This window comes from Stenotrophomonas sp. PFBMAA-4 (genome assembly GCF_030053215.1).
Taxonomy (GTDB): domain Bacteria; phylum Pseudomonadota; class Gammaproteobacteria; order Xanthomonadales; family Xanthomonadaceae; genus Stenotrophomonas.
On the sequence record NZ_JASGBW010000004.1, the window covers coordinates 155,398 to 177,374 of the forward strand.

Consider the following 21,977-nt stretch of genomic DNA (forward strand, 5'->3'; position numbering starts at 1 on the left):
GAACCGGCCAGGGAGGCCTGCATGCGTGTGACGACGAGCGTGGTGCTGGCAATCGTGGTGCTGCAGGCCGGGTGTGCCCGCACGTCCGGGCCCGCCGCGCCAGCCGCGGCCGAAAGCTGCGGCGATCCGCTGGCGCACGCCTGGTACCTGCTGCCTCCGCCTGCACAGGCGCAAAGCCGCGACCCGCTGCCGTTCCGTGATTTCACCGGGTTTGCGAGGGCGACCTACGCTGTCCATCTGCGGGATCTGCCGGGCCTGCCTGAGCCGTCCTTCCGCTGTGGCCACGTTCCGGTCCAGGCCTATCGTTTCGTCTGGTCGCCCTCCTTCTTCCCGGGCGTGGTGATACGCGCGCAGCGCGATGCCGCCGGCCAGGCGTGGATTGTCGGCCGCAGTGCGCGCGCGTGGGAGATTCCCGGATCCTCGCCCGGGCAGCCCTCCAGCATCATCAACGGTTGGACGTGCCCTCCGCCACGCGCGTTGAGTGCGCAGCAATGGAAGACCGTCACCGCCGCGTTCGCGCGCCTGCAGGGCGAAGATTCGAACGCGGGGCTGGATGGCTCAACGTGGACGTTCGAGTCCGTGGTGGACGGTGAGCAGCGCTGGTTCGCGCGGTGGGTGCCGCAGGATGTGGCGTTCCGCACCGCCGGCAGGATGATGGCCGAACTGGCCGGATGTGCCGACGCCCTGCAGGCCATGGAGTGACCGGCACGGCGGTGGATTGATGAAATCCAGTCATGACCGACTGCCATCCAGGTCGTTCAATCCAGCGGGGGGAGGGGCGTATCATCGTCGTTCCCCCTCTGGAGCATGACGATGCAGACACGTGAACTCGGCCGCAGCGGCCTGAAGGTTTCCGCCCTTGGCCTGGGCTGCATGGGCCTGAGCCACAGCTATGGCCCGCCGGTCGAGCAGCGCCAGGGCATCGCCCTGCTGCACGCCGCGGTCGAACGCGGCGTGACGTTCTTCGATACCGCCGAGGTCTATGGCCCTTACACCAATGAAGCACTGGTCGGCGAGGCGCTGGTGCCGTACCGCGACAAGCTGGTGATCGCCACCAAGTTCGGCTTCAAGGACGCCCGCACCGATACCGGCCTGGACAGCCGCCCGGAGAACATCCGCGCAGTGGCCGAGGCCAGCCTCAAGCGCCTGCGCACCGACCACATCGACCTGTTCTACCAGCACCGCGTGGACCCGAACGTGCCGATCGAGGATGTGGCCGGCACCGTGCGTGACCTGATTGCCGAAGGCAAGGTCGGCCACTTCGGCCTGTCCGAGGCCAGTGCCGCGACGGTGCGCCGCGCGCATGCGGTGCAGCCGGTGGCCGCAGTGCAGAGCGAGTACTCGCTGTGGTGGCGCGAGCCGGAGCGCGAGCTGCTGCCGACCCTGCAGGAACTGGGCATCGGCTTCGTGCCGTTCAGCCCGCTCGGCCGCGGTTTCCTCACCGGCACCATCACCGCCGATACCACCTTCAGCGACAACGATTTCCGCAACAGCGTGCCGCGCTTCGAAGTGGAGGCCCGACGCGCCAACCAGGCGCTGGTGGATCGCATCGGCACCATTGCCGCGGCCCGTGGCGCCACCCCGGCGCAGGTGGCACTGGCCTGGCTGCTGGCGCAGGCACCGTGGATCGTGCCGATTCCGGGCACCACCAAGGTGCACCGCCTGGAGGAAAACCTGGCCGCGACCGAGCTGGTGCTGTCGGCCGACGAACTGCAGCGCATTGCCCAGGTGCTGGAAGAGGTATCGATTGTCGGCGAGCGCTACAACGCGCAGCGTGCCGCACAGGCCAAGGGCTGATCTGCCCTTTGTGGGTGCGCACCGTTGGTGGTGGGTGCGGACTGTTGGTGGTGGGTGCGGACCGTTGGTCCGCACTCCCTGGCTTTCACCCCATCGGCCCACGCAGTGCATCCAGCACCGTGCGCATCGCCACGCTGACATGGCGGCGCGAGGGGTAATACGCGTAGTAGCCATCAAACGTCGGGCACCAGTCATCCAGCACCGACTGCAACCGCCCCTGTTCCAGCAGCGCCAGCACCTGGTCCTCGGGCAGCCAGGCCAGGCCGCTGCCGGCCAGCGCGGCTTCGCGGGTCATGCCCATGGTGTTGAAGGTCCACTGGCCGCTGACGCGCACGCTGAGTTCGTTGCCATCCTGGCCGAAATCCCACGGCATCAGCCCGCCGTGGGTAGGCAGGCGCAGGGTGATGCAGTTGTGCGCTGCCAGCTCCTGCGGATGGCGGGGCATGGCGTGCTGGCGGAAGTAGCTGGGCGCGCCGACCACGCGCATGCGCAACGGCGGGCTGATCGGCACCGCCACCATGTCCAGGGCCAGGCGTTCACCAAGGCGGATGCCGATGTCGTAGCGCTCGGCAACGATGTCGGCCAGCGCGTAATCGGCGGTCAGTTCGACATTCAGATCGGGGTATTGCTGCAGCAGCGGCGCCAGCCGTGGCCAGGCCAGGTACTCGGCGGCGTGGCCGGTGGCGTTGATGCGGATGGTGCCGGCGGGGCGTTCGCGGTACTTGGCCAGGGCAGCCAGTTCCTTCTCGATCTCGGCCAGGCGCGGGGCGAGGGTATCGAGCAGGCGGGCGCCGGCTTCGGTGGTGGAGACGCTGCGGGTGGTGCGGGTCAGCAGGCGCACGCCGAGGCGCTCCTCCAGGCCGCGCATGGCGTGGCTGAGGGCCGACTGGGAGACGCCGAGCTGGGCGGCGGCCTTGGTGAAGCTGCCCTGGCGGGCAACGTGGACGAAGGCCTGCAGGTCGTTGAGGTTTTCGCGGGGCATGGGGGGATGATACGGCCGGGCTGCGCCCGGCACCTGCGGTAGTGCCGGCCGCTGGCCGGCAACCTGCAAATCAACGCCAAAAGCTGTCGATCGGCGCGATGGCGGGGTGGGTCGCTGCTGTTGGTGGGTGCCGACCGTTGGTCGGCACGGGGTCGGATGTGTGGGTATGTCGATTTCCACGTCTGTGGTTCGTCGAATGAATGACTTTCAACGGGAGCTGCACATGAGCACTGACACCAAGCCGAAAGGCCCGGCCTCGTACTTTCCCTCCATCGAGAAGACCTACGGCCAGCCGGTGGCGCACTGGCTGGGCCTGCTGGCGAAGAAGCCGGGCCTGAAGCACATGGAACTGGTCAGCTACCTGAAGAGCGAGCACGGCCTGGGCCACGGCCACGCCAACGCCCTGGTCGCCCACCACCTCAACGCCCAGCGCTGACCCACCGCAACCGAGCGAAGCGACCCGCTTTCGCTCTTGCTCTTCTTTTTCTCTTACGTGCCTGGACGCACCCGGAAAGTGTCAAAGGCCGGGCGGGGTGGGGGCGCGGGGTGTCCGCGGCATGGATGCCGCGGCCAAGCCCCCAAGGGTGAGGGCGCTTTGCTTGCGAAGCACTGCTTCGCAAGCGCCCGAACGCACAGCCGCCAGCAGCTGGGCCGGGCCCCGGAGGGGGGTCACGGCGTCCCCCGCGCACCCACCCCGCCCGGCCAAGCGCGGATACCCGCAGTCGAGCAAGCTCGACTCTACGCAGCCGAGCCAGCCACGAGGGGCTGCGCCGTTCGCTGACTGAACGATTTCATCTGCAACTGTCACCCGGATCGTGTCTAATACCGCTCCCCACCTGCGGTCCCCACCCGAATGTCCCTCCAATCCCATGGCCCGGCGCCGTGCGACGACGCTGACGGCCACCTCGTCACCGCAGGTCCGCTCACCCCGCCCCCGGACAGCGCCGGCACCCCCGCCGACGAAAAAGCGCTGCGCCACTCGGTCGCCGAGGATGTGCAGGGCATGGTGCTGGCCATGCTGGTGGCCTCGCTGGGCCTGGCCATCTTCGCCAAGGGCGGGCTGATGATCGGCGGCATGGCCGGCGCGGCCTTCCTGCTGCACTATGCCATGGGCTGGAACTTCGGCCTGGTGTTCGTGCTGGTCAACCTGCCGTTCTACTGGGTGGCCGTGCGCCGCATGGGCTGGGAGTTCACGCTCAAGACCTTCGCGGCGGTCACCGCCTGCGGCGTGCTGACCGACATCCTGCCGCGCTGGGCCGATTTCTCGCACATCGCGCCGCTGTACTCGGCGCTGGTCGGCGGCGCTCTGTCCGGCCTGGGCATCCTGTTCTTCATCCGCCACCGCGCCAGCCTGGGCGGCATCGGCATCCTGGCGGTGTACCTGCAGCGCACCCGTGGCTGGAGTGCCGGCAAGGTGCAGATGTCCTTCGATGCCTGCCTGATGGTGGCCGCGTTCTTCGTGCTGTCACCGTCGAAGGTGATGTACTCGGCGATCGGCGCGGTGGTGCTCAGCCTGGTGCTGATGTTCAACCACCGCCCCGGCCGCTACATGGGCGTGTAAACCCCTACGCCGCGTTCGCCGGGCATGGCCCGGCGCTACCAGAACCACCACGTGGTAGCGCCGGGCCATGCCCGGCGGATGTGCGTCAGCGGCCCGCCGCCTTCACCCACGGCGGCGCCAGCTTCAACAGCTGCGCATGCACCGGGCAGTCCTCGGCATGCGCGCCGGGCAGGTAGCCCAGGCTCATCAGGAACTCGCCGGTGATCTCGCCGCCGGTGAAGCGGAACGTCTTCTTGAACAGCTTCACCCAGTCGGCCTTGCTGCGTGGGTGGTGCGCGTCCAGCCACGCGGCGAAGCTGCCGTGGCTGGCCCGCAGCTGCTGGATCACCTGCGCGTTGTGGATCGCGGCCAGCACCTTCAGCCGGTTGCGGATGATGCCGGCGTCGGACAGCAGGCGCTCGATGTCCTGCTCGGCATAGGCCGCCACGCGGTCCACGTCGAAGCCGTCGTAGGCCGCGCGGAAACCCTCGCGCTTCTTCAGGATGGTTTCCCAGCTCAGCCCGGCCTGGTTGATTTCCAGCACCAGCCGCTCGAACAGCTCGCGCTCGTCACGCTGCGGGAAGCCGTATTCATTGGCGTGGTAGAACTCATGCACCGGGTGGCCCGGGGCGATGCGGCAGTATCCGGACAAGGTGTTCTCCTGGCGGGCGGGCGCCCCATTATGCGCGGCGTGCAGGCGCCGGAGGCGCCCACCGGCTAGAATGGCGCCATGCCTGTAACGCCTACCTCCCTTGCCGATCACCTGCTCGTCGCGCTGCCGTCGCTGATCGACGCCACCTTTGCCCGCAGCGTCGCGCTGATCTGCCAGCACGACGAGAACGGGGCGATGGGCGTGCTGGTCAACCAGCCCTCCGAATACACGCTGGGCGAAGTGCTTTCGCAGATGGACATCACCACCGGTGATGGCGAGCTGCAGGCGCGCACGGTGCTCAACGGCGGCCCGGTGCATCCCGAGCGCGGCTTCGTCATCCACGACGACGCGCGCGACTGGGATTCCAGCCTGCGCGTGGGCGAGGGCCTGTACCTGACCACTTCGCGCGACATCCTCGAGGCCATGGCCCGCGGTGAAGGCCCGGCCAATGCCGTGGTCACCCTGGGCTGTGCCGGCTGGGGCGCCGGGCAGCTGGAAAGCGAGCTGTCCGAGAACAGCTGGCTGACCGTGCCGGCCGATGCCGAACTGGTGTTCCAGCTGCCACTGGAGCAGCGCTGGCAGGGTGCGGCCTCGCGCATCGGCGTGGACCTGTTCCGGCTGACCGATTACAGCGGCCATGTCTGAGCCGGCCGCCCCCGCCCCGGTTCCTGCCGCCCCGGCCATCCGCCGTGATGGCACCGTGCTGGGGTTCGATGTCGGCTCGCGCCGTATCGGCGTGGCCATCGGCAGTGCTTTTGCGGCGCATGCGCGCGCGGTGGCCGTGGTCGATGTGCATGGCAACGGCCCGGACTGGACCGCGATCGAGCGCCTGCTGAAGGAATGGAAGCCCGACGGCCTGGTGGTGGGCGATCCGCTCACCCTGGATGGCCAGGACCAGCCCAACCGCAAGCGCGCGCAGGGCTTCGCCCGCCAGCTGCGGGAACGCTTCAAGCTGCCGGTGGCGATGATCGACGAGCGTTCCAGCTCGGTCGAGGCCGCCCGCCGCTTCGCCGTCGAGCGCGCCGAAGGGCGCAAGCGCCGCCGTGATGCGGCCGCCCTCGACGCCGTGGCCGCGGCGGTGATCATCGATCGCTGGCTGTCGTCCCCCGACGACGCCACCCCCATTCCCTGACTGCACGACTCCCGCCATGACTGCCCAGCAACTTGATGCTTCCGGACGCCTGCGCCACCTGCTGACCCTTGAGGGCCTGCCGCGCGAAACCCTGCTGCAGCTGCTCGACCGGGCAGGGCAGATCCGCGATGCCGCCGTCGGCCGCGTCGGCAACAAGCGCCAGGTGCTGGCCGGTTCGGCGGTGTGCACGCTGTTCTTCGAACCCTCCACCCGCACCCGCAGCTCGTTCCAGCTGGCCGCCCAGCGCCTGGGCGCGGACGTGCTGAACTTCGACGCTTCCACCTCTTCGACGCGCAAGGGCGAGACCGCCTGCGACACGCTGAAGAACCTGGAAGCGATGGGCGTGCGCGGCTTCGTCGTGCGCCACCCCGATGACGGCGCGGTCGCCGCGCTGGCCGCAGCGGCAGGCGAGGGCACCGCCCTGGTCAACGCCGGCGACGGCCGCAGCTCGCACCCGACCCAGGGCCTGCTGGACATGCTGACCCTGCGTCAGGCCAAGGGTCCGGATTTTTCGAAGCTGAAGGTCGTGATCGTCGGCGACGTGAAGCACTCGCGCGTGGCCCGCACCGACCTGCATGCACTGCGCACGCTGGGCGTTGGCGAGATCCGCGTGTGCGGCCCGCAGTCGCTGCTGCCTGACGACGAGACCCTGAAGGGCTGCGTGGTCGGCGATGATTTCGACGCGATGCTGGAAGGCGTGGACGCGCTGATGATGCTGCGCCTGCAGCGCGAGCGCATGGAAGAAGGCCTGGTGCCGTCGCTGGAGCAGTACCACGCCCAGTACGGCCTGAACGCCGAACGCCTGGCCCGTGCCGGCAAGGATGCAGCGGTGCTGCACCCGGGCCCGATCAACCGTGGCGTGGAAGTGACCGACGAAGTGGCCGACGGCCCGCAGTCGTGGGTGCTGCGCCAGGTCGCCAACGGCGTCGCCGTGCGCATGGCCGTGCTGGAAACCCTCCTGGGCTGATCTGCCTGGGTGGGTGCCTGGGTGGGTGCCTGGTGGGTGCCGACCGTTGGTCGACACTGAACTGCTGGGTGGATGCCAACAGTTGGTTGGCACTGAACTGCCCTGGTGGGTGCCAACCGTTGGTTGGCACTGAACTGCCCTGGTGGGTGCCAACCGTTGGTTGGCACTGAACTGCTGGGTGGGTGCCAACCGTTGGTTGGCACTGAACTGCCTTGGTGGGTGCCAACCGTTGGTTGGCACTGAACTGCCCCGGTGGGTGCCAACCGTTGGTTGGCACTGAACTGCCCCGGTGGGTGCCGACCGTTGGTCGGCACTGAACTGCTTTGGTGGGTGCCGACCGTTGGTCGGCACTATCTCGTCGATCCAGAATGCCCCATTGCCTGTAATTACCCAGCCATCTCCCATCGACACCACGCGTGGGGATACTCGCCAAGCTGCGTGGTCAATCCTGCTCTGATCGGATTTGCCACCACGTACATGGCATGACGAAACAGCGATTCATCCGAGCGGATCGCATGATCGTGATAGCTCGATTGCCAGAAACGTCCTGATAGGCCGAGCATGCGATTGACCTGCAATGCACTGCTCGATTTGAATCGCTGCATGAGGTAGTCCAGCGAGAACGCACGAAGCTCCACGAGCCAATGGATGTGGTCCGGCATGACCACGTAGGCAAGTGAGTGCGTGAGGCCCTCAGTGTCGATCCGATGGAGAACATCCATCACCAACTGCGCCGCATTGGGATCATCGAAGTAGCGATGACGCCCATGCGTTACGGTAGTCAGGAGGTAGGACTGCCCGATGCGGGAATGGCGGCCAAGGCGCAGGCGTGCACGGTTCATGAACACCAGCGTGTGCGCGCCGACTGTTTGTTGCTATCGGGTAATTACCTTGATGCAGGTAAGGGCAGTGCCGACCAACGGTCGGCACCTACCGAAGCCGAGTGCCGACCAACGGCCGGCACCCACCCACAGCAGACCAGAGTCTGGGGTTCAGCGCTTCTGCGCGAACAGCCACGCCCACATCGCCGGGTCGGCGTAGGTTGCGTCCCAGGCGTTGTGGTTGCCGTCGGGGTATTCGGTGTAGCGCACGTCGCCCGCGCCGGCGGCCTCGAAAGCGGCATGCAGGCGGCGGTCATCGGCCGGCGGCACCACGTCATCCTGCGCGCCGTGGAAGATCCAGATGGGCGTCTGCCGCAGGCGCTGGGCGATGGCAGCGTAAGGATCAGCTTCGTGCGCCACCTGTTCGACGAACAGGGTGGGGCGCACCGCGCGCGGGGCCAGCACGGCGCCGCATACCGGCACGATGGCGGCGAAGCGCTGCGGTTCGTCCAGGGCGATGTTCCAGCTGCCGTAGCCGCCCATCGACATGCCGGTCAGGTACTGCCGCGCCGGGTCGGCACCAAACTCGGCGATCGCCGCATCCAGCGCAGCCAGTGCCACGCGGTTGTTGTGGCCGCTCCATTCCTCTTCGCCGGGCACCTGCGGGAACACCGCCAGCGCCGGGAAGTCGGTTGCATGCTCGCGCAGGTAGGGGCCCAGGCCGGCATGGGTCTGCTTGACGCCGTCGCTACCACGCTCACCCGAACCGTGCAGGAACAGCACCACCGGCAGCGAGCCGGGCGTGCGTGCCGCCACCGCCGGAATGAAGACCTGGTAGTAGGCGGTCTGCCCGTCCACCTTCACCGCACGGGATTCGAAGTGGCCACGCGCGCTGTCGGGCGTGCTGGCGCAGGCGGCCAGCATCAGCAGGGACAGCAGCGGCAGCCAGCGCAGCAACGGACGGACCATGACGTTTTCCCAAGGGTTGGAAGCGTTTTCATGGTAGTCGCTCGGCGTGCGCCGGGCATCGTGCAGCGCGTCACTGCGGGGGCGGGAAACTGGCGATGATGTCCAGCTGTTCCTGCGCCTCGGCGTTGCCTTCGGCCGCCGCCGCCTGCACCTGTGCCATGTCCGGGTGCATCACCACCAGCAGCGGGTTCTCGCACACCGGGCAGTCGTACTCGGTGGCGTCCTCGTCCAGCTCCATCACCATCGCGCGCGAGTTGCCTTTCCATTCGCAGGCGGCACAGGTGTGCATCTGGTCGCGCCAGCCGGGCTGGAAGTAGTTTTCAATCGTGGTGGCCATGGGGGCGTCCGGAGTTGATGCAGACGGGGTCGGAGCCCGCTTCGCGGGATCCGACCCCATGCAGTTTCAGTGCAGCAGGATGAGGGTGGCCAGGCCGAGGAAGCTGAAGAAACCCATCACGTCGGTCACCGCGGTCACCACCACGGTGCCGGCCACGGCCGGGTCCACGTTCATGCGCTTGAGCAGCAGCGGCAACAGCACGCCGGCCAGCGCTGCGGCCAGGAAGTTGATGATCAGCGCCAGGGTGATCACCAGCGACAGCAGCAGGCTGTGGAACCACAGGAACGCAATCAGGCCGACCAGCAGGCCGATCAGCGTGCCGTTGATCAGCGCCACGCGCGCTTCCTTCCACAGCAGGATGCGCGCATTGCTCTGGCCCACCTGGCCCAGCGCGATGCCGCGCACCATCAGGGTCAGCACCTGCACCGCCGCGTTGCCGCCGACGCCGGCGACGATCGGCATCAGCACCGCCAGCGCCACCACCTTCTGCAGGGTCAGTTCGAACTGGCCAATCACGCTGGCGGCGAGGAACGCCGTGCACAGGTTGATGCCCAGCCAGACCACGCGGCCGCGCACGGCACGCTTGATCGGCGAGAACAGATCCTCTTCCTCGTCCAGGCCGGCCGCGCCCAGTGCCTGGTGCTCGGCCTGCGAACGGATGATGTCCACCACGTCATCGATGGTGATGCGGCCGAGCAGGATGTTGTTGTCGTCCACCACCGGCGCGGACACCCAGTCATGGTCGGAGAACTGCCGGGCGACTTCCTGGTCGCTCTCGCCGACGTCGATGGCCGGCTGTTCGTCGTCGATCAGGCGGTTGATCGGCGTGGTGTCTTCGTGGGTGACCAGCGCGGCCAGCGACACGCGGCCCAGGTACTGGTGGCGGCGGCTGACCACGAACAGGTGATCGGTGTGGTCGGGCAGTTCGCCGCGCAGGCGCAGGTAGCGCAGCACCACGTCGACGTTGACGTCGGCGCGCACGGTCACCACGTCCGGGTTCATCAGTCGGCCGGCGCTGTCCTCGGGATACGACAGCACCTGTTCCAGGCGCTCGCGGTTCTCGCGGTCCATCGACTTGAGGACCTCGTCGATGACCGTATCGGGCAGGTCCTCGACCAGGTCGGCCAAGTCATCGATGTCTAGGTCTTCGACCGCGGCGATGATTTCGTCCGGGTCCATGTCCGCGAGCAGGCTCTCGCGCACTTCCTCGCCGACGTGGACCAGCACCTCGCCATCGTCCTCGGGATCGACCAGCCCCCACACCACTTCGCGCTTGCCCGGGGGCAGCGATTCGAGCAGGTTGCCGATCTCGGCAGGTGCCAGCGTGTTGACGAGCCGACGTACTGGCCCCAGCCGGCCGCTGTCCAGTGCATCGGACAGCATCCGCAGCTGGCGTGCAGTCTTGTCGTGGCGTACGGCTTCAGCCATCACAGCTCCCGCGGGAAGAGAAAAGCCGCGATCCCGGCAAGGATGCGGCAACAGGGGTGTTCAGCGCGTCATTATCGCAAGCGGATGTTTCAACGCATAGCCGCCGGGTGCTGGTAGTGCCGGCCGCTGGCCGGCAACCTCAAGGGCTTCGGTGGAGGCGTTTGCCGGCCCTTATGTCGGGGGGCGACTCGAAGCAATGCAGCGCGGTCGCACGGAATACCACCCCGCCGGGCACGTAGGCGTCACTCCGTTCGAGCTGTCCGCTGACTCGAACATGCAATGGAGGCAGTCCCTTCTGGGCCTGCATCCTGAAAGCGGTGGTCATGAACGAATCCACGTACGGATCCTTGTCCAAACCATCTGCAAGCTCCAGCCAGACACCCGATCCAAAACCGCTGCTGCAGTCATGCAGGGATAGCCCGTGCCGGGTGCCGCGATAGCAGCCAGCGATGATGACCGGATGCTCCTGTTGAAGGTCAGATGTGAGCCGATGGGCCGGCGTATCCGTAGTCTCCGCCGGGCAATCTTTTCCCCACGAGGGAAATGCCGCAAGGATCAGGAGCGCTGCGAGTGGTGCGGTTTTCATGGGGACACGTTGTGTTGGTAGCGCCGGGCCGTGCCCGGCGAGCGCGTAGCGCGGCAGTCAGGGTGCCTCGGCCACCAGTGCCAGCCAGCGTTCGATACCCCGCCGATCGCGCGCGGCCAGCAGCTTCGGCGCACGTGCGCGCAGGGTGGCCAGGTCGGCCTCGCGGATCGCGCGGCGGACTTCCAGCAACGTGCCCGGGTGCAGGCTGAACTCGGTCAAGCCCAGCGCCAGCAGCAGCGGGGTCATGCGCGCGTCGCCGGCCATCTCGCCACACACCGCCACCGGGATGCGATGGCGTGCGCCGGTATCGATGACCATCTGCAACAGGCGCAGTACCGCCGGGTGCAGCGGCGAATACAGCTCGCCGAGCGCCTCGTTGTTACGGTCGGCGGCCAGCAGGTACTGCACCAGGTCATTGGTGCCGATCGACAGGAAGTCGACCAGATCGATGAAACTCTCCAGCGCCAGCGCGGCGGCTGGCACTTCGATCATCGCGCCCAGCGGCACGTGCTCGGCCACCACGTGGCCTTCGTCGCGCAGCTGCTCGGTCAGCTTGAGCATGCGCCGGCGCACGGCCAGCAGTTCCTCGCGGGTGCTGACCATCGGCACCAGCACGCGCAGCTTGCCGTAGGCCGAGGCGCGCAGGATCGCGCGCAGCTGGGTGTCGGACACCTTCGGCCGCGCCAGCGACAGGCGCACGCCACGCAGGCCCAGCGCCGGGTTTTCCTCGTTGCTCAGGGTCAGGCCGGTGCGGTCTGCCTTGTCCGCGCCCAGATCGAGGGTGCGGATGGTCACCGGTCGCCCGCTCATGCCCAGGGCGGCATCGCGGTAGGTCTGGAACTGTTCTTCCTCGTCCGGCAGCTCGTTGCGCTGCAGGAACAGGAATTCGGTGCGGTACAGGCCCAGCCCCTGTGCGCCCAGCGCATGCGCCTGGGTCACGTCCTCAAGCGATTCGGCATTGGCCAGCAGGGCGATGTCGACCTGGTCGCGGGTACGGCTGGGCTTGCTGCGCAGGCGGCCGAGCTCACGCTGCTCGCGCGCGTGTTCCTTCAGGCGCACGCGGTAGTCGCGCAGGTTGTCGGCCTGCGGGTTGACCGTGATGCTGCCGTCGGCGCCGTCGATGATGAGCACGTCGCCGTCGACGATGCGGCTGAGCACCTGCTGCACGTTGACGATGAGCGGCAGGTGCAGGCTGCGGGCGAGGATCGCGCTGTGCGACAGCGCGCTGCCGGCGGCGGTGACGATGCCGACCACGCCCTGCGACTGCAGCTGGGCCAGTTCGGACGGGGCGATGTTGTCGCAGACCAGGATCTCGCCGGCCAGGCCCTTCACCACGGGCGGTCGCTCCGGCTGCAGGAAGGCGTGGATGCGGCCGATCACATGGTCCAGGTCGTCCATGCGGCTCTTCAGGTAGGCATCGTCCATGCCATCGAAGACCTTGGCCAGGCGGTCACGCTGCAGGCGCAGCGCATAGCCTGCACTGTACGGACCACTGCGTATCAGTTCGTCCAGGCCGTGCAGCAGCTCGGGGTCGTCCAGCAGCAGGGCATGCAGGTCGAGGAACTCGCCGACGTCCTGGCTCAGTGCGCCGTGCAGGCGCTGGCGCAGTTCGTGCATTTCCGTGCGGGCGGCATCCACCGCGCGATGCAGGCGGACCAGTTCGGCCTCCACCTGCTGCGGCGCGACGCGTTGTACGGCCACTTCCAGGGCGTGCGGCAGGCGAACCCGCGCCCGTCCCATCGCCGAACCGCGTGCAGCGCCGTGGCCGGCCAGCAGCTGTACCGGCCGTTGGCCGGTGGCAGGTTGGCCGGCGCGTGCGCGTGGCACGCTCAGCTGTCCTCGTCGAAGCGGCGCTCGAACAGGTCGACCACCGCGTCCATCGCCGCCGCTTCATCTTCGCCGTTGATGCGGATGGTGACCGGCGTGCCTTGGGCGGCGGCCAGCAGCATCACGCCCATGATGCTCTTGGCGTTGATCTCACGGCCCTTGGCGGCCATGGTCACGTTGCAGCGGAATGGGGCCAGCGTCTGCACCAGCTTGGCGGTGGCCCGGGCGTGCAGGCCCAGGCGGTTGCTCACGGTGAGTTCTCGTTCAAGCATCGTCGACTATCGCTCCATTACGGGTGCCCGCCGCGGCTGTGGCGGGCAGTTGATCCAGTCCCTGTTCCGGATAATTCATCACCCGCAGCAACATCGGCAGACTCAGCGCCGACACCCGGCGAACCGGGGTCCCCAACCGGGCCAGCTGCCCGGCAAGGTTGGCGGGGCTGGCGCCGTACAGGTCGGTCAGGATCAGCACGCCATCCCCACCGTCGACCCGGCGCAAGGCAGCCGAGGCGAGCGGGAGAAGGGCATCCAGGTCTGCGTCGAACGGTACTTCGAAAGCTTCGGTTTTCAGCGGCAAATGCCGCAGGAGCCGGGTCGCCACGTCAAGCAGGGCGGTCCCGATCCCAGGATGTGTTACGAGGAGAATGCCACAGGTCATTACTGCACGTTAACAGGTCAAGGTGAATCGGCGATAGCAGCAGGAGAGGGGCACTGTGTCCCGTATTCATGTATTACGCCCAGTAGATCCACGCCATGCGTGGATGGACCCTGCGCGCAGGGTCCAAATGCGCCGGAGCAGCTTCGGCAGGCGTTCAACTTCGGACGAAAGTGGTCCTGGTCAGCGGCCGGCTACGGATGCTTGTGCCGCCCTGCGGGCGGTCTCCACGCATGGCGTGGATCTACGCCCATTGTTCCGTCTTCGCTCGAAGGTCAATCCTGTTCGCGGTGGTAGGTCGCCACGTCATCCCAGCCCATCTCGCGGGCATGCCGCGCCATGCGCTCGGCCAGGTACACCGAGCGGTGCTTGCCGCCGGTGCAGCCGAAGGCCACGGTCACGTAGCTGCGGGTGCCATCGCCCAGCTTGGGCAGCCAGGTGTCGAGGAAATCCATCAGCTGGCCCAGGTAGCGCTGCACGTCCGGCTGCGCTTCCAGGTAATCGCGCACGCCCGGCTCGCGGCCGCTCAGCGCGCGCAGGTCCGGGTCCCAGTGCGGGTTGGGCAGCACGCGTGCATCGAACACGAAGTCGGCCTCGGCCGGCACGCCGCGCTTGTAGGCAAACGATTCGAACAGCAGCGACAGGCGCGTGGCGTGCCCCATCGCGAACTCGGTGATGATGCGCCGGCGCAGCTGGTGGACGTTCAACGCGCTGGTATCGATGACCACGTCGGCCTCGCGGCGCAGCGGTGCGATCAGCTCGCGCTCGCGGGCGATCGCTTCGGGCAGGGACAGGCCCAGCTGGCTCAGCGGATGCCGGCGACGGGTGTCGGCATAGCGCTTGAGCATCGTCTCGTCGCTCGCCTCGAAGTACAGCACCTTCGCTTCCACGCCGGCATCGGTGGCCAGCTTGCGCCAGTTGGACAGCTGGCTCAGGTCGGCCTGGCCACGCACGTCGATGCCCACCGCCAGCCGGCGCGGCGCGCCACCGTCGTGGTTTTCCAGCACGCTGCGTACGAAATCGGGCAGCAGCTGGATCGGCAGGTTGTCCGAACAGTAGTAGTCCTGATCCTCGAAGGTCTTCAGGGCGACGGATTTACCCGAGCCGGACAGGCCGCTGACGATGATCAGGGTCGGGGCGGTGGGGGTGACGGTACTCATGGACAGGCTCTTGGTGGTGGGGCTCAGGGTGTTCGTCGTTCCAGCAGGTTGCTGTGGCGGGCGATGAACATCGCCGCCGGGTCGATACCCTTGGTACGCAGAATGTGCAGCCGGGTGGCCGCCTCGGTCAGCACGGCCAGGTTGCGGCCGGGCATCACCGGCAGGGTGATCAGCGGCACGTCCAGGTCCAGCACGTGGCGGGTGCCCGAATCGCCGGTCAGGCGCTCGTAGCCGTGCGGGGTGGGTTCGGTCATGGGCTTGGTCAGGTGGACGATCAGCCGAAGGTACTTGTTCTTCTTTACCGCCGTATCACCGAACATCTCGCGCACGTTCAGCACGCCCAGGCCGCGCACTTCCAGCAGGTCCTGCAGCAGTTCGGGGCAGGTGCCGTCGAGCACGTCGGGGGCGATCTGGGTGAATTCGGGGGCGTCGTCGGCCACCAGGCGGTGACCGCGGCTGAGCAGTTCCAGCGCCAGCTCGCTCTTGCCCGAGCCGGCCTCGCCGGTGATGAGCACGCCGATGGAGTAGATCTCCATGAACACGCCATGCAGGATCACCCGCGGCGCCAGCGTGCGCGCCAGGTGGTAGGACAGGTGGTTGAGCAGTTCGTGGCCGCGCTTGGGCGACAGCCACAGCGGCGTGCCGGATTCATCGGCGGCCGCGCGCAGGTCTTCCGGGCAGGCCTGGTTGCGGGTCAGCACCAGCGCCAGCGGGTGCGACTGCATGATCTTCTCGATCGTTTCCCAGCGCTGGCGCGGTTCCAGCGCGTCCAGCCAGGACAGCTCCTCGGTCCCCAGGATCTGCACCTTGTTGGGGTAGATCGCGTTGAGGTAGCCGGCCAGCGAGGGGCGGCGGGAGACCGTGTTGCCGGCTTCCAGCTCGCGTTTCTCACCGGCCTTGCCGGCGGCCCAGCGCAGCCCCAGCCGCTCGCGCTGCTGGTCGAACAGTTCGCGTGCGGTGATGCTGGTATTCATGCGGCGCTCGCCGATGGGGGAAGGTCCAGGGCCTCGCGCAGTGCCCGCGCATCGCCCGCCGCGCGCAGGGCGTCGCGGATCGAGGGCGTCGAGAACAGCTCGGCCAGTTCCGACAGCAGCATCAGGTGCTGGTGGGTGTAGTGGGCGGGGACGGCCATGGCGAACACCAGGTCCACCGGTTCATCGCCGCCGAAATCGACCGGGGTCTGCAGCCGCAGCAGGGCGCCGCGGGGACGGTCCAGGGCAGGGGCCCGGCCATGGGGAATGGCGATGCCGCAACCGATCGCCGTACTGCCCAGGGCTTCGCGCTGGCACAGGTTGAGGTAGATCTGTTCGGCGTTGGCCTGGCGGCAGGCCAGCAACCCGGCGGCGGCCTGCAGGACGCTGTCGCGGTCGGTGGCCGTGCAGAGCTGGGTCTGCACGGCCGCCAGGAGGTCAGTCAGGGGCATGTCTGCGGGGAACGGTGGCGATCAGCCGCCATTGTCGCCCACCGGCAGTGGTGCGTGCTGCTGTTTTTTCTCCTTGTGCTTGATCACCAGGCGGTCGAGCTTGTCCGCCAGCACGTCGATGGCGGCATACATGGTCTGGCCGCCGGCTTCGGCATGCAGGGTCTGCCCGGGAATATTGAGGCTGGCGTCGACGTGGTGTTCGGTCTTCTGCAGCTTGAGGGTTACCCGCGCTTCGCAGTGCTGGTCGAAGTGCTTTCCGACCCGGGCCAGCTTTTCTTCAACATACGACTGCAGGGCCGGGGTGACTTCGACATCTTTGCCAAACGTTTCGATGCGCATCGGGTTTCTCCTGTGTTCGGATGTGCCAATGAACCTCTCCGCCGGGCGCGGCGGCGCGTCAAGCGATTCTGACCCTTTCGTGCGAGGCGGAGATGTTCATGGCCTCACGATACTTCGCCACGGTGCGCCGCGCTACTGGGATTCCCGACGTTTTGAGCAGGTCAGCCAGCTTGGCGTCAGAAAGCGGCTTGCGTGGGTTTTCGTCATCGATCAGGCGGCGGATCATCGCCTGGATGGCGGTACTGGATGCTTCGCCACCGCCTTCGGTGTCGATGCCCGATGCAAAGAACGCGCGCAGCGGCAGGGTGCCGCGCGGCGTGCGCACGTGCTTGCGGGCGATCGCCCGCGAGACGGTGGATTCGTGCAGGCCCAGTTCGGCGGCGATCTCGCGCAGGGTCAGCGGGCGCAGCGCCTGTTCACCGAATTCGAGGAAACCGGCCTGCTGGTGGATCAGGCTGCGCACCACGCGCAGCAGGGTTTCGCCGCGCGCCTGCAGGCCCTTGAGCAGCCAGCGGGCTTCCTGCAGCTGGGCGCGCAGGTAACCGGCGTCGGCTTCGCCGCAGCGGCGGATCATCTGTTCGTAGCCGCGGTGGATGATCACCTTGGGCCCGGCATGGGCGGCCAGCGCGGCGCGCCAGAGGCCGTTCTGCCGCCATACCACCACGTCCGGCACCACGTAGGTGTCCTGCGCCAGCGGCGCGATCTGGGTGCCCGGGCGCGGGTCCAGCGAGCGCAGCAGGGCGACCGCGGTCTCGACCTCGGCGAGCGGCTGCTTCAGTTCCTGGGCCAGGCCGGCCACGCCGCTGCGCGGCAGGCGCTCCAGCGGGCCGGCGGCGACCTGCCGGGCCAGCGCCAGGCCGGGGGTGTCGGCGGGCAGCACGTCCAGCTGCAGCTGCAGGCATTCGCCCAGGCAGCGCGCGGCCACGCCCACCGGGTCGAAGCGCTGCACCTGGTGCAGCACGGTCAGGATCTCGTCTTCACCGGCGTGGATGGCCGGCAGCAGGGTCTCGGCGATGGTCGCCAGCGGCTCGCGCAGGTAACCGTCTTCTTCCAGCGCATCGATCAGCGCGGCCCCGATGCTGCGGTCGCGCATCGACAGATGCGACAGGTGCAGCTGCCACAGCAGGTGATCGGCCAGGGTCTCGACCTCGGCCACGCGCTCGGCGGCGCTGCCGGTGTCTTCATCGTCGTCGAAACTGCCGCTGCTGCCCGGATTGCTCCAGTCCTGCTCGGCGGGGGCCCAGTCGTCGCCGCTGGCCTGCGCGGGCTCCGGCGGTGCATCGCTGTCGGCGCCGTGGTCGTCGCCGGCATCGCTGCCCGCACCGGCGCCGTCATCGCTGCTGTCGGCCCAGTCCAGCAGGGGGTTGCTTTCCACCGCCTGGGCGATTTCCAGCTCCAGCTCGGTGGTGGACATCTGCAGCAGCTTGATCGCCTGCTGCAGCTGTGGTGTCAGCACCAGCTGCTGTCCCAACGATGTCTGCAGCCGAGTCTTCATGCCTGTGCCGAAACGGAGGGGAAGGGCCCGGCGGCCGCGGTCACAGCTTGAAGGAGTCTCCAAGGTAGACGCGACGGACGTCGGCGTTGTCCAGGATCGCTTCCGGCGAGCCCTGGGCCAGTACGGTGCCCTCAGCGAGGATATACGCGCGGTCGCAGATTCCCAAGGTTTCGCGCACGTTGTGGTCGGTGATGAGCACACCGATGCCGCGCTGCTTGAGGTGGGTGACGATGCGCTGGATCTCGCCGACCGAGATCGGATCGACGCCGGCGAAGGGTTCGTCCAGCAGGATCAGGCGCGGCTTGGCGGCCAGTGCGCGGGCGATCTCGCAGCGGCGGCGTTCACCACCGGACAGGCTGGCACCGAGCTGCTCGGACACGTGGCCCAGCTGCAGTTCGTCCAGCAGGCTGTTGAGTTCGCGCTCGCGGCCGGCCGCATCCAGGTCGTCGCGCAGTTCCAGCACCAGGCGCAGGTTGTCGGCCACGGTCAGCTTGCGGAACACCGACGGTTCCTGCGGCAGGTAGCCCACGCCCTGCTTGGCGCGCGTATACATCGGGTCGCCGGTGATGTCCTGGCCGTCGAGCACGATGCTGCCGGCATCGGCCTCCACCAGGCCCACGATCATGTAGAAGCAGGTGGTCTTGCCGGCGCCGTTGGGGCCGAGCAGGCCGACCACTTCGCCGGCATCGAGGGTCAGCCCGAAGTCCTTGACGACTTCGCGCTGCTTGTACTTCTTGCGCAGGCCCTTGGCGACAAGCATTACTTCTTGCTCCCGGCCGCCGGCTGCGCCGCAGGCGTCTTGTTCTTGGGCGGAATGACGGTACGCACGCGGCTGCCGTCGCCACCGGAATTCATTTCGCCGGTACGGGTGTTGTAGACCATGCGCTGGCCGGCATTGGTACCGCGCGCGCTGGTCACCTTGTAGTTGCCGGTGAGGGTGATGATCTCGGTCTTGATGTCGTAGTCGATCTTGTCGGCCACCGCGTCCATCCAGGTGCCGTCATCGAGCTGCTGCTTCATCTTGGCCTGCTTGCCGGTGAACACGGCACGCACGGCTTCGCCGTCCTTCATGTAGATCTCGGCCTCGGACGAGCGCAGGTCCAGCGTGCCCTGGGTGATGATCACGCCCTGCGACAGGGTGGTCTTGCCATCACCGGTGAGGTTGCCGGCCTGTGCGCCGGCATCGATGTTCATGGGCTCGTTGCGGTCGGTGGACTTGGCCTGCGCAAAGGCGGGAACCAGGAGACCAAGGGCGAGCACGGCAGCAAAGGGAATCTTCATCGGGGTCCGTTCTACCGGTGAGGCTGCCCGGTCAGGCCGGGCGGCGGGTGGGGGCTGCGGCCTCGCGCCAGTCGCCATGGCGACGTCGCGGGCCAGCGGCGGAATCAGCGTTGGGGCGTGTAGCGGCCCTTGGACTGGCTGAGGAAATGATACGTGTTGTTCTTCGAATCCACCTCGAACCCGACGCCGGACTGTTCCATGCCCGGGCGGGTCATGGTCACTTTGGCATCGGTACGGGCGCGGCTTTCCTTCGGGAACACGTCCAGGTGGTCGGTACGGAAGGTGGTGGGCACCACGCCGGGGGCGGCCGGGCTGTCGCCTGAAACGTCGCCGCGCAGCTTCATCTCGTCGCCCTTGGCGCTGAGCCAGCCGGTCTGCGCGCGCAGGGTCCAGTGCTGGCCGTCCTTGTCGGGCATCTCGAACAGCGGGGTGGTGATGTTGATGGTCTGGTCGCCGCGCTGGCGCTCCAGCAGCGGTGCGCGCAGGGTGGTCGATTCCTTGCCCTGTTCGTCCAGCGCCACGATCTGGAAGTCGTGCAGGATGTAATCCACGCCCACGTCCTGGCCGGTCTGCACCGGCCCCTTGTCGCGGTTGCGCAGGGCGGCCCAGCTGCTCAGCAGGGCCGCCAGCAGCAGGCCGATGCCGAGCACGGTGCGCCAGTTCAGCGACGGAGCATTCATGCGCCGAACCTCGCCAGTACGGCATCGATATGCCCTTGCGCGGCCAACAGCACGTCGCACAGTTCGCGGGCGGCGCCACGACCGCCGTCGCTGCGGGTGGTCCAATGCACGCGTTCGGCGATCCACGGGTGCGCGTTGGCCGGGGCCACGGCCAGGCCGACCGCGCCCAGCGGCGCCAGGTCGGGCAGGTCGTCGCCCATGAACGCCACCTGGTCCAGGCCGATGCCGTGCTGGGCGCACAGCGCCTGCACGCTGGCCAGCTTGTCGCCCACCGCGATCTGGGTGTCGATGCCCAGGTCGGCGCCGCGCCGCAGCGCGGACTGGCTGTTGCGCGCGGTGATGAGCACGGGGTGGATACCGTGCTGCTGCAGCAGTTTCAGGCCCAGACCATCCTGCACGAAGTACGCCTTGCTCTCGTTGCCGTCCTTGTCGTAGTACAGCCGACCGTCGGTGAGGGTGCCGTCCACGTCGAAGCAGGCCAGGCGGATACGGGCCGCGGTGGCATGCAGGTAGGCGGGGAAGGCGGGCAGGGGGGACCAGGGCATCAGGGCATCAGGCTCGTTCGGGGCGGGTGCGGTTTACAGTCTGAATGGGGTCTACGGACTCTCGGTTAAACCACCCGGGCCCGCAACAGGTCATGAATGTTCAGCGCGCCGACCGCCCGGCCCTCGCCGTCGACCACGATCAGGCCGTTGATCTTGTGGGTTTCCATCAGCCGGGCGGCTTCCACCGCCAGCTGGTCGGCACCGATGGTGCGCGGGTTGCGGGTCATCACCTCGGCGATCTTCGCCGTGCGCACGTCCAGTTCGGTGTCCAGCGCACGGCGCAGGTCGCCGTCGGTGAACAGGCCGATCAGCACGCCCTGGGCATCGACCACGGCGGTCATCCCCAGCCGCTTGCGGCTCATCTCCACCAGCGCCTGGCTGAGGCTGGCGCCGGCATCGACCTTGGGCAGGTCGTCGCCACTGTGCATCACGTCGGTGATATGCAGCAGCAGGCGGCGGCCGAGGCTGCCGGCCGGGTGCGAGCGGGCGAAGTCGTCCGCGGTGAAGCCGCGCGCGTCGAGCAGCGCGACGGCCAGCGCATCGCCCATCGCCAGCGAGGCGGTGGTGCTGGAGGTCGGCGCCAGCGCCAGCGGGCAGGCTTCGGCCGGCACGCTCACGTCCAGGTGCACGTCGGCGGCCTTGGCCAGGCTGGACTGCGGCCGTCCGGTCATGGAAATCAACACATTGCCCTGGCGCTTGAGCACCGGCAGCAGCATCAGCACCTCGTCCGATTCGCCCGAATAGGACAGCGCCAGCACCACGTCGTCCTCGGTGATCATGCCCAGGTCGCCGTGGCCGGCCTCGCCCGGGTGCACGTAGAAGGCCGGGGTACCGGTGGAGGCCAGGGTGGCGGCGATCTTGCGGGCGACATGGCCGGACTTGCCCATGCCGGTGGCGACCACCCGGCCGCGGCTGCCCAGGATGGCCTGGCAGGCCTGCTGGAATGCCTCGCCCAGCCCGCTGGCGACGGCCTGCAGCGCCTGCTGCTCGATCTCGAACACGCGGCGGCCGCTGGCCACCAGGGCGGCAGGATCGACGGAACGGGGGGGCAGGGAGGACTCGGCCATGCGGACGCCACGCAGCGGAAGTAGAATGAGGGTTCATTTTATTAGGAAAGCCCGTTGGACGCCGACACCATCCGCAACCTGATCGAAACCGGCCTGCCGGGCGCCCGCGCCGACGTGCGCGGTGACGATGGCGTGCACTTCGAAGCGACCGTGGTCTGTGAGGCCTTTGCCGGCAAGATGCCGCTGGCCCGCCACCGGATGGTCTATGCCACCCTGGGCGACCTGATGGGCGGCGCGATCCACGCGCTGGCGCTGAAAACCGTGACCCCGGCCGAAGCCGGCTGAACCGCAGAAG

The 21,977-nt window shown here is 68.0% G+C and carries 28 protein-coding genes; 8 read left to right on the forward strand and 20 right to left on the reverse strand.

The features are described from left to right. The first annotated feature begins 21 nt into the window (after positions 1-21). Together QMZ26_RS04595 and QMZ26_RS04600 are read left to right on the forward strand one after the other, a co-directional pair. Positions 22-702, forward strand: a complete 681-nt coding sequence (locus tag QMZ26_RS04595) for a hypothetical protein (RefSeq protein ID WP_283220704.1) — start codon at positions 22-24, stop codon at positions 700-702. 111 nt (positions 703-813) lie between these two features. Further along, the gene (locus tag QMZ26_RS04600) at positions 814-1,797 is read left to right on the forward strand and encodes an aldo/keto reductase (protein ID WP_200733277.1); all 984 of its coding nucleotides are present in this window, start codon (positions 814-816) and stop codon (positions 1,795-1,797) included. Between the two features lie 85 nt (positions 1,798-1,882). On the opposite strand, the gene QMZ26_RS04605 is transcribed toward QMZ26_RS04600, so the two are convergent. Next, a complete protein-coding gene (locus QMZ26_RS04605; RefSeq protein WP_283220705.1) occupies positions 1,883-2,779 on the reverse strand; it encodes a LysR family transcriptional regulator in 897 nt (298 codons plus the stop codon). A 223-nt stretch (positions 2,780-3,002) separates the two neighbouring features. Between QMZ26_RS04605 and QMZ26_RS04610 the strand changes: the two genes are divergently transcribed. Continuing rightward, the gene (locus QMZ26_RS04610) at positions 3,003-3,215 is read left to right on the forward strand and encodes a DUF4287 domain-containing protein (RefSeq protein ID WP_283220706.1); all 213 of its coding nucleotides are present in this window, start codon (positions 3,003-3,005) and stop codon (positions 3,213-3,215) included. A 417-nt stretch (positions 3,216-3,632) separates the two neighbouring features. Beyond that, positions 3,633-4,340 (forward strand): YitT family protein, encoded by a 708-nt coding sequence (locus QMZ26_RS04615; RefSeq protein WP_200733422.1) that lies wholly within the window; start codon positions 3,633-3,635, stop codon positions 4,338-4,340. A gap of 85 nt (positions 4,341-4,425) precedes the next feature. Here the strand turns inward: QMZ26_RS04615 and QMZ26_RS04620 are convergent, their stop codons facing one another. Further along, complete coding sequence (locus QMZ26_RS04620; protein ID WP_283220707.1) at positions 4,426-4,971, reverse strand: DNA-3-methyladenine glycosylase I; 546 nt, start codon at positions 4,969-4,971, stop codon at positions 4,426-4,428. 78 nt (positions 4,972-5,049) lie between these two features. Here QMZ26_RS04620 and QMZ26_RS04625 point away from each other — a divergent pair, with 78 nt between their 5' ends. From QMZ26_RS04625 to QMZ26_RS04635, 3 genes are read left to right on the forward strand one after another with little or no spacing between them, the layout of a single operon-like run. Continuing rightward, on the forward strand, positions 5,050-5,616 hold the full coding sequence (locus QMZ26_RS04625; protein WP_079220886.1) for a YqgE/AlgH family protein: 567 nt from the start codon (positions 5,050-5,052) through the stop codon (positions 5,614-5,616). After that, positions 5,609-6,103: a Holliday junction resolvase RuvX gene (gene ruvX / locus QMZ26_RS04630; protein WP_079220887.1), complete on the forward strand. Its 495-nt coding sequence runs from the start codon at positions 5,609-5,611 to the stop codon at positions 6,101-6,103. Before QMZ26_RS04625 ends, ruvX begins: the two co-directional genes overlap by 8 nt. Before the next feature lie 16 nt (positions 6,104-6,119). Next, entirely contained in the window at positions 6,120-7,070 is a 951-nt protein-coding gene (locus QMZ26_RS04635; RefSeq protein ID WP_079220888.1) for an aspartate carbamoyltransferase catalytic subunit, read from the forward strand. 386 nt (positions 7,071-7,456) lie between these two features. On the opposite strand, the gene QMZ26_RS04640 is transcribed toward QMZ26_RS04635, so the two are convergent. The 18 genes from QMZ26_RS04640 to QMZ26_RS04725 all read right to left on the reverse strand — a co-directional run bounded on the left by QMZ26_RS04640 (position 7,457) and on the right by QMZ26_RS04725 (position 21,682). Next, positions 7,457-7,912 (reverse strand): transposase, encoded by a 456-nt coding sequence (locus QMZ26_RS04640; RefSeq protein ID WP_283220708.1) that lies wholly within the window; start codon positions 7,910-7,912, stop codon positions 7,457-7,459. Between the two features lie 150 nt (positions 7,913-8,062). Then, entirely contained in the window at positions 8,063-8,860 is a 798-nt protein-coding gene (locus QMZ26_RS04645; protein WP_283220709.1) for a prolyl oligopeptidase family serine peptidase, read from the reverse strand. Positions 8,861-8,930: 70 nt separating this feature from the next. Further along, on the reverse strand, positions 8,931-9,197 hold the full coding sequence (locus QMZ26_RS04650) for a hypothetical protein (protein WP_200733418.1): 267 nt from the start codon (positions 9,195-9,197) through the stop codon (positions 8,931-8,933). 66 nt (positions 9,198-9,263) lie between these two features. Continuing rightward, positions 9,264-10,625: a magnesium transporter gene (gene mgtE / locus QMZ26_RS04655; RefSeq protein ID WP_079220892.1), complete on the reverse strand. Its 1,362-nt coding sequence runs from the start codon at positions 10,623-10,625 to the stop codon at positions 9,264-9,266. Positions 10,626-10,764: 139 nt separating this feature from the next. Then, a complete protein-coding gene (locus QMZ26_RS04660) occupies positions 10,765-11,211 on the reverse strand; it encodes a hypothetical protein (RefSeq protein ID WP_283220710.1) in 447 nt (148 codons plus the stop codon). Between the two features lie 57 nt (positions 11,212-11,268). Then, positions 11,269-13,038, reverse strand: coding sequence for a phosphoenolpyruvate--protein phosphotransferase (ptsP, locus tag QMZ26_RS04665; RefSeq protein ID WP_283220711.1), 1,770 nt, complete (start codon positions 13,036-13,038; stop codon positions 11,269-11,271). A gap of 2 nt (positions 13,039-13,040) precedes the next feature. Next, complete coding sequence (locus tag QMZ26_RS04670) at positions 13,041-13,310, reverse strand: HPr family phosphocarrier protein (RefSeq protein ID WP_079220894.1); 270 nt, start codon at positions 13,308-13,310, stop codon at positions 13,041-13,043. Continuing rightward, complete coding sequence (locus QMZ26_RS04675; RefSeq protein ID WP_283220712.1) at positions 13,303-13,695, reverse strand: PTS fructose IIA subunit family protein; 393 nt, start codon at positions 13,693-13,695, stop codon at positions 13,303-13,305. Before QMZ26_RS04675 ends, QMZ26_RS04670 begins: the two co-directional genes overlap by 8 nt. Positions 13,696-13,967: 272 nt before the next feature. After that, on the reverse strand, positions 13,968-14,852 hold the full coding sequence (rapZ, locus tag QMZ26_RS04680; RefSeq protein ID WP_079220895.1) for an RNase adapter RapZ: 885 nt from the start codon (positions 14,850-14,852) through the stop codon (positions 13,968-13,970). Positions 14,853-14,875: 23 nt separating this feature from the next. Continuing rightward, complete coding sequence (gene hprK, locus QMZ26_RS04685; protein ID WP_079220896.1) at positions 14,876-15,826, reverse strand: HPr(Ser) kinase/phosphatase; 951 nt, start codon at positions 15,824-15,826, stop codon at positions 14,876-14,878. Continuing rightward, on the reverse strand, positions 15,823-16,275 hold the full coding sequence (locus tag QMZ26_RS04690) for a PTS sugar transporter subunit IIA (protein ID WP_079220897.1): 453 nt from the start codon (positions 16,273-16,275) through the stop codon (positions 15,823-15,825). The genes hprK and QMZ26_RS04690 overlap by 4 nt, the downstream gene beginning before the upstream one ends. Positions 16,276-16,296: 21 nt before the next feature. Beyond that, positions 16,297-16,614: a ribosome-associated translation inhibitor RaiA gene (raiA, locus tag QMZ26_RS04695; protein WP_079220898.1), complete on the reverse strand. Its 318-nt coding sequence runs from the start codon at positions 16,612-16,614 to the stop codon at positions 16,297-16,299. 58 nt (positions 16,615-16,672) lie between these two features. After that, positions 16,673-18,109 (reverse strand): RNA polymerase factor sigma-54, encoded by a 1,437-nt coding sequence (locus QMZ26_RS04700; protein ID WP_283220713.1) that lies wholly within the window; start codon positions 18,107-18,109, stop codon positions 16,673-16,675. 40 nt (positions 18,110-18,149) lie between these two features. Continuing rightward, positions 18,150-18,869, reverse strand: a complete 720-nt coding sequence (lptB, locus tag QMZ26_RS04705; protein WP_079220900.1) for an LPS export ABC transporter ATP-binding protein — start codon at positions 18,867-18,869, stop codon at positions 18,150-18,152. Continuing rightward, positions 18,869-19,390: a lipopolysaccharide transport periplasmic protein LptA gene (gene lptA / locus QMZ26_RS04710; protein ID WP_200733414.1), complete on the reverse strand. Its 522-nt coding sequence runs from the start codon at positions 19,388-19,390 to the stop codon at positions 18,869-18,871. Before lptA ends, lptB begins: the two co-directional genes overlap by 1 nt. 104 nt (positions 19,391-19,494) lie before the next feature. Next, positions 19,495-20,070: an LPS export ABC transporter periplasmic protein LptC gene (lptC, locus tag QMZ26_RS04715; protein ID WP_200733413.1), complete on the reverse strand. Its 576-nt coding sequence runs from the start codon at positions 20,068-20,070 to the stop codon at positions 19,495-19,497. After that, a complete protein-coding gene (locus QMZ26_RS04720) occupies positions 20,067-20,615 on the reverse strand; it encodes an HAD hydrolase family protein (RefSeq protein WP_283220714.1) in 549 nt (182 codons plus the stop codon). The genes lptC and QMZ26_RS04720 overlap by 4 nt, the downstream gene beginning before the upstream one ends. Before the next feature lie 65 nt (positions 20,616-20,680). After that, positions 20,681-21,682 (reverse strand): KpsF/GutQ family sugar-phosphate isomerase, encoded by a 1,002-nt coding sequence (locus QMZ26_RS04725; RefSeq protein WP_283220715.1) that lies wholly within the window; start codon positions 21,680-21,682, stop codon positions 20,681-20,683. 54 nt (positions 21,683-21,736) lie between these two features. On the opposite strand from QMZ26_RS04725, the gene QMZ26_RS04730 reads away from it, so the two are divergent. Beyond that, entirely contained in the window at positions 21,737-21,967 is a 231-nt protein-coding gene (locus QMZ26_RS04730; protein ID WP_021202589.1) for a BolA family protein, read from the forward strand. Positions 21,968-21,977: the final 10 nt, after the last annotated feature.

What these genes read in the sequence shown, in the direction of transcription:
- ruvX (WP_079220887.1), top strand. Translation starts at nt 5,609, where the DNA reads ATGTCTGAGCCGGCCGCCCCCGCCCCGGTTCCTGCCGCCCCGGCCATC.
- QMZ26_RS04625 (WP_079220886.1), top strand. Translation starts at nt 5,050, where the DNA reads ATGCCTGTAACGCCTACCTCCCTTGCCGATCACCTGCTCGTCGCGCTG.
- QMZ26_RS04615 (WP_200733422.1), top strand. Translation starts at nt 3,633, where the DNA reads ATGTCCCTCCAATCCCATGGCCCGGCGCCGTGCGACGACGCTGACGGC.
- QMZ26_RS04670 (WP_079220894.1), bottom strand. Translation starts at nt 13,310, where the DNA reads ATGCTTGAACGAGAACTCACCGTGAGCAACCGCCTGGGCCTGCACGCC.
- QMZ26_RS04720 (WP_283220714.1), bottom strand. Translation starts at nt 20,615, where the DNA reads ATGCCCTGGTCCCCCCTGCCCGCCTTCCCCGCCTACCTGCATGCCACC.
- QMZ26_RS04645 (WP_283220709.1), bottom strand. Translation starts at nt 8,860, where the DNA reads ATGGTCCGTCCGTTGCTGCGCTGGCTGCCGCTGCTGTCCCTGCTGATG.
- lptB (WP_079220900.1), bottom strand. Translation starts at nt 18,869, where the DNA reads ATGCTTGTCGCCAAGGGCCTGCGCAAGAAGTACAAGCAGCGCGAAGTC.
- QMZ26_RS04690 (WP_079220897.1), bottom strand. Translation starts at nt 16,275, where the DNA reads ATGCCCCTGACTGACCTCCTGGCGGCCGTGCAGACCCAGCTCTGCACG.
- QMZ26_RS04595 (WP_283220704.1), top strand. Translation starts at nt 22, where the DNA reads ATGCGTGTGACGACGAGCGTGGTGCTGGCAATCGTGGTGCTGCAGGCC.
- raiA (WP_079220898.1), bottom strand. Translation starts at nt 16,614, where the DNA reads ATGCGCATCGAAACGTTTGGCAAAGATGTCGAAGTCACCCCGGCCCTG.
- QMZ26_RS04600 (WP_200733277.1), top strand. Translation starts at nt 814, where the DNA reads ATGCAGACACGTGAACTCGGCCGCAGCGGCCTGAAGGTTTCCGCCCTT.
- lptC (WP_200733413.1), bottom strand. Translation starts at nt 20,070, where the DNA reads ATGAATGCTCCGTCGCTGAACTGGCGCACCGTGCTCGGCATCGGCCTG.
- lptA (WP_200733414.1), bottom strand. Translation starts at nt 19,390, where the DNA reads ATGAAGATTCCCTTTGCTGCCGTGCTCGCCCTTGGTCTCCTGGTTCCC.
- QMZ26_RS04650 (WP_200733418.1), bottom strand. Translation starts at nt 9,197, where the DNA reads ATGGCCACCACGATTGAAAACTACTTCCAGCCCGGCTGGCGCGACCAG.
- QMZ26_RS04675 (WP_283220712.1), bottom strand. Translation starts at nt 13,695, where the DNA reads ATGACCTGTGGCATTCTCCTCGTAACACATCCTGGGATCGGGACCGCC.
- hprK (WP_079220896.1), bottom strand. Translation starts at nt 15,826, where the DNA reads ATGAATACCAGCATCACCGCACGCGAACTGTTCGACCAGCAGCGCGAG.
- QMZ26_RS04640 (WP_283220708.1), bottom strand. Translation starts at nt 7,912, where the DNA reads ATGAACCGTGCACGCCTGCGCCTTGGCCGCCATTCCCGCATCGGGCAG.
- QMZ26_RS04610 (WP_283220706.1), top strand. Translation starts at nt 3,003, where the DNA reads ATGAGCACTGACACCAAGCCGAAAGGCCCGGCCTCGTACTTTCCCTCC.
- mgtE (WP_079220892.1), bottom strand. Translation starts at nt 10,625, where the DNA reads ATGGCTGAAGCCGTACGCCACGACAAGACTGCACGCCAGCTGCGGATG.
- QMZ26_RS04605 (WP_283220705.1), bottom strand. Translation starts at nt 2,779, where the DNA reads ATGCCCCGCGAAAACCTCAACGACCTGCAGGCCTTCGTCCACGTTGCC.
- QMZ26_RS04660 (WP_283220710.1), bottom strand. Translation starts at nt 11,211, where the DNA reads ATGAAAACCGCACCACTCGCAGCGCTCCTGATCCTTGCGGCATTTCCC.
- QMZ26_RS04725 (WP_283220715.1), bottom strand. Translation starts at nt 21,682, where the DNA reads ATGGCCGAGTCCTCCCTGCCCCCCCGTTCCGTCGATCCTGCCGCCCTG.
- rapZ (WP_079220895.1), bottom strand. Translation starts at nt 14,852, where the DNA reads ATGAGTACCGTCACCCCCACCGCCCCGACCCTGATCATCGTCAGCGGC.
- QMZ26_RS04635 (WP_079220888.1), top strand. Translation starts at nt 6,120, where the DNA reads ATGACTGCCCAGCAACTTGATGCTTCCGGACGCCTGCGCCACCTGCTG.
- QMZ26_RS04700 (WP_283220713.1), bottom strand. Translation starts at nt 18,109, where the DNA reads ATGAAGACTCGGCTGCAGACATCGTTGGGACAGCAGCTGGTGCTGACA.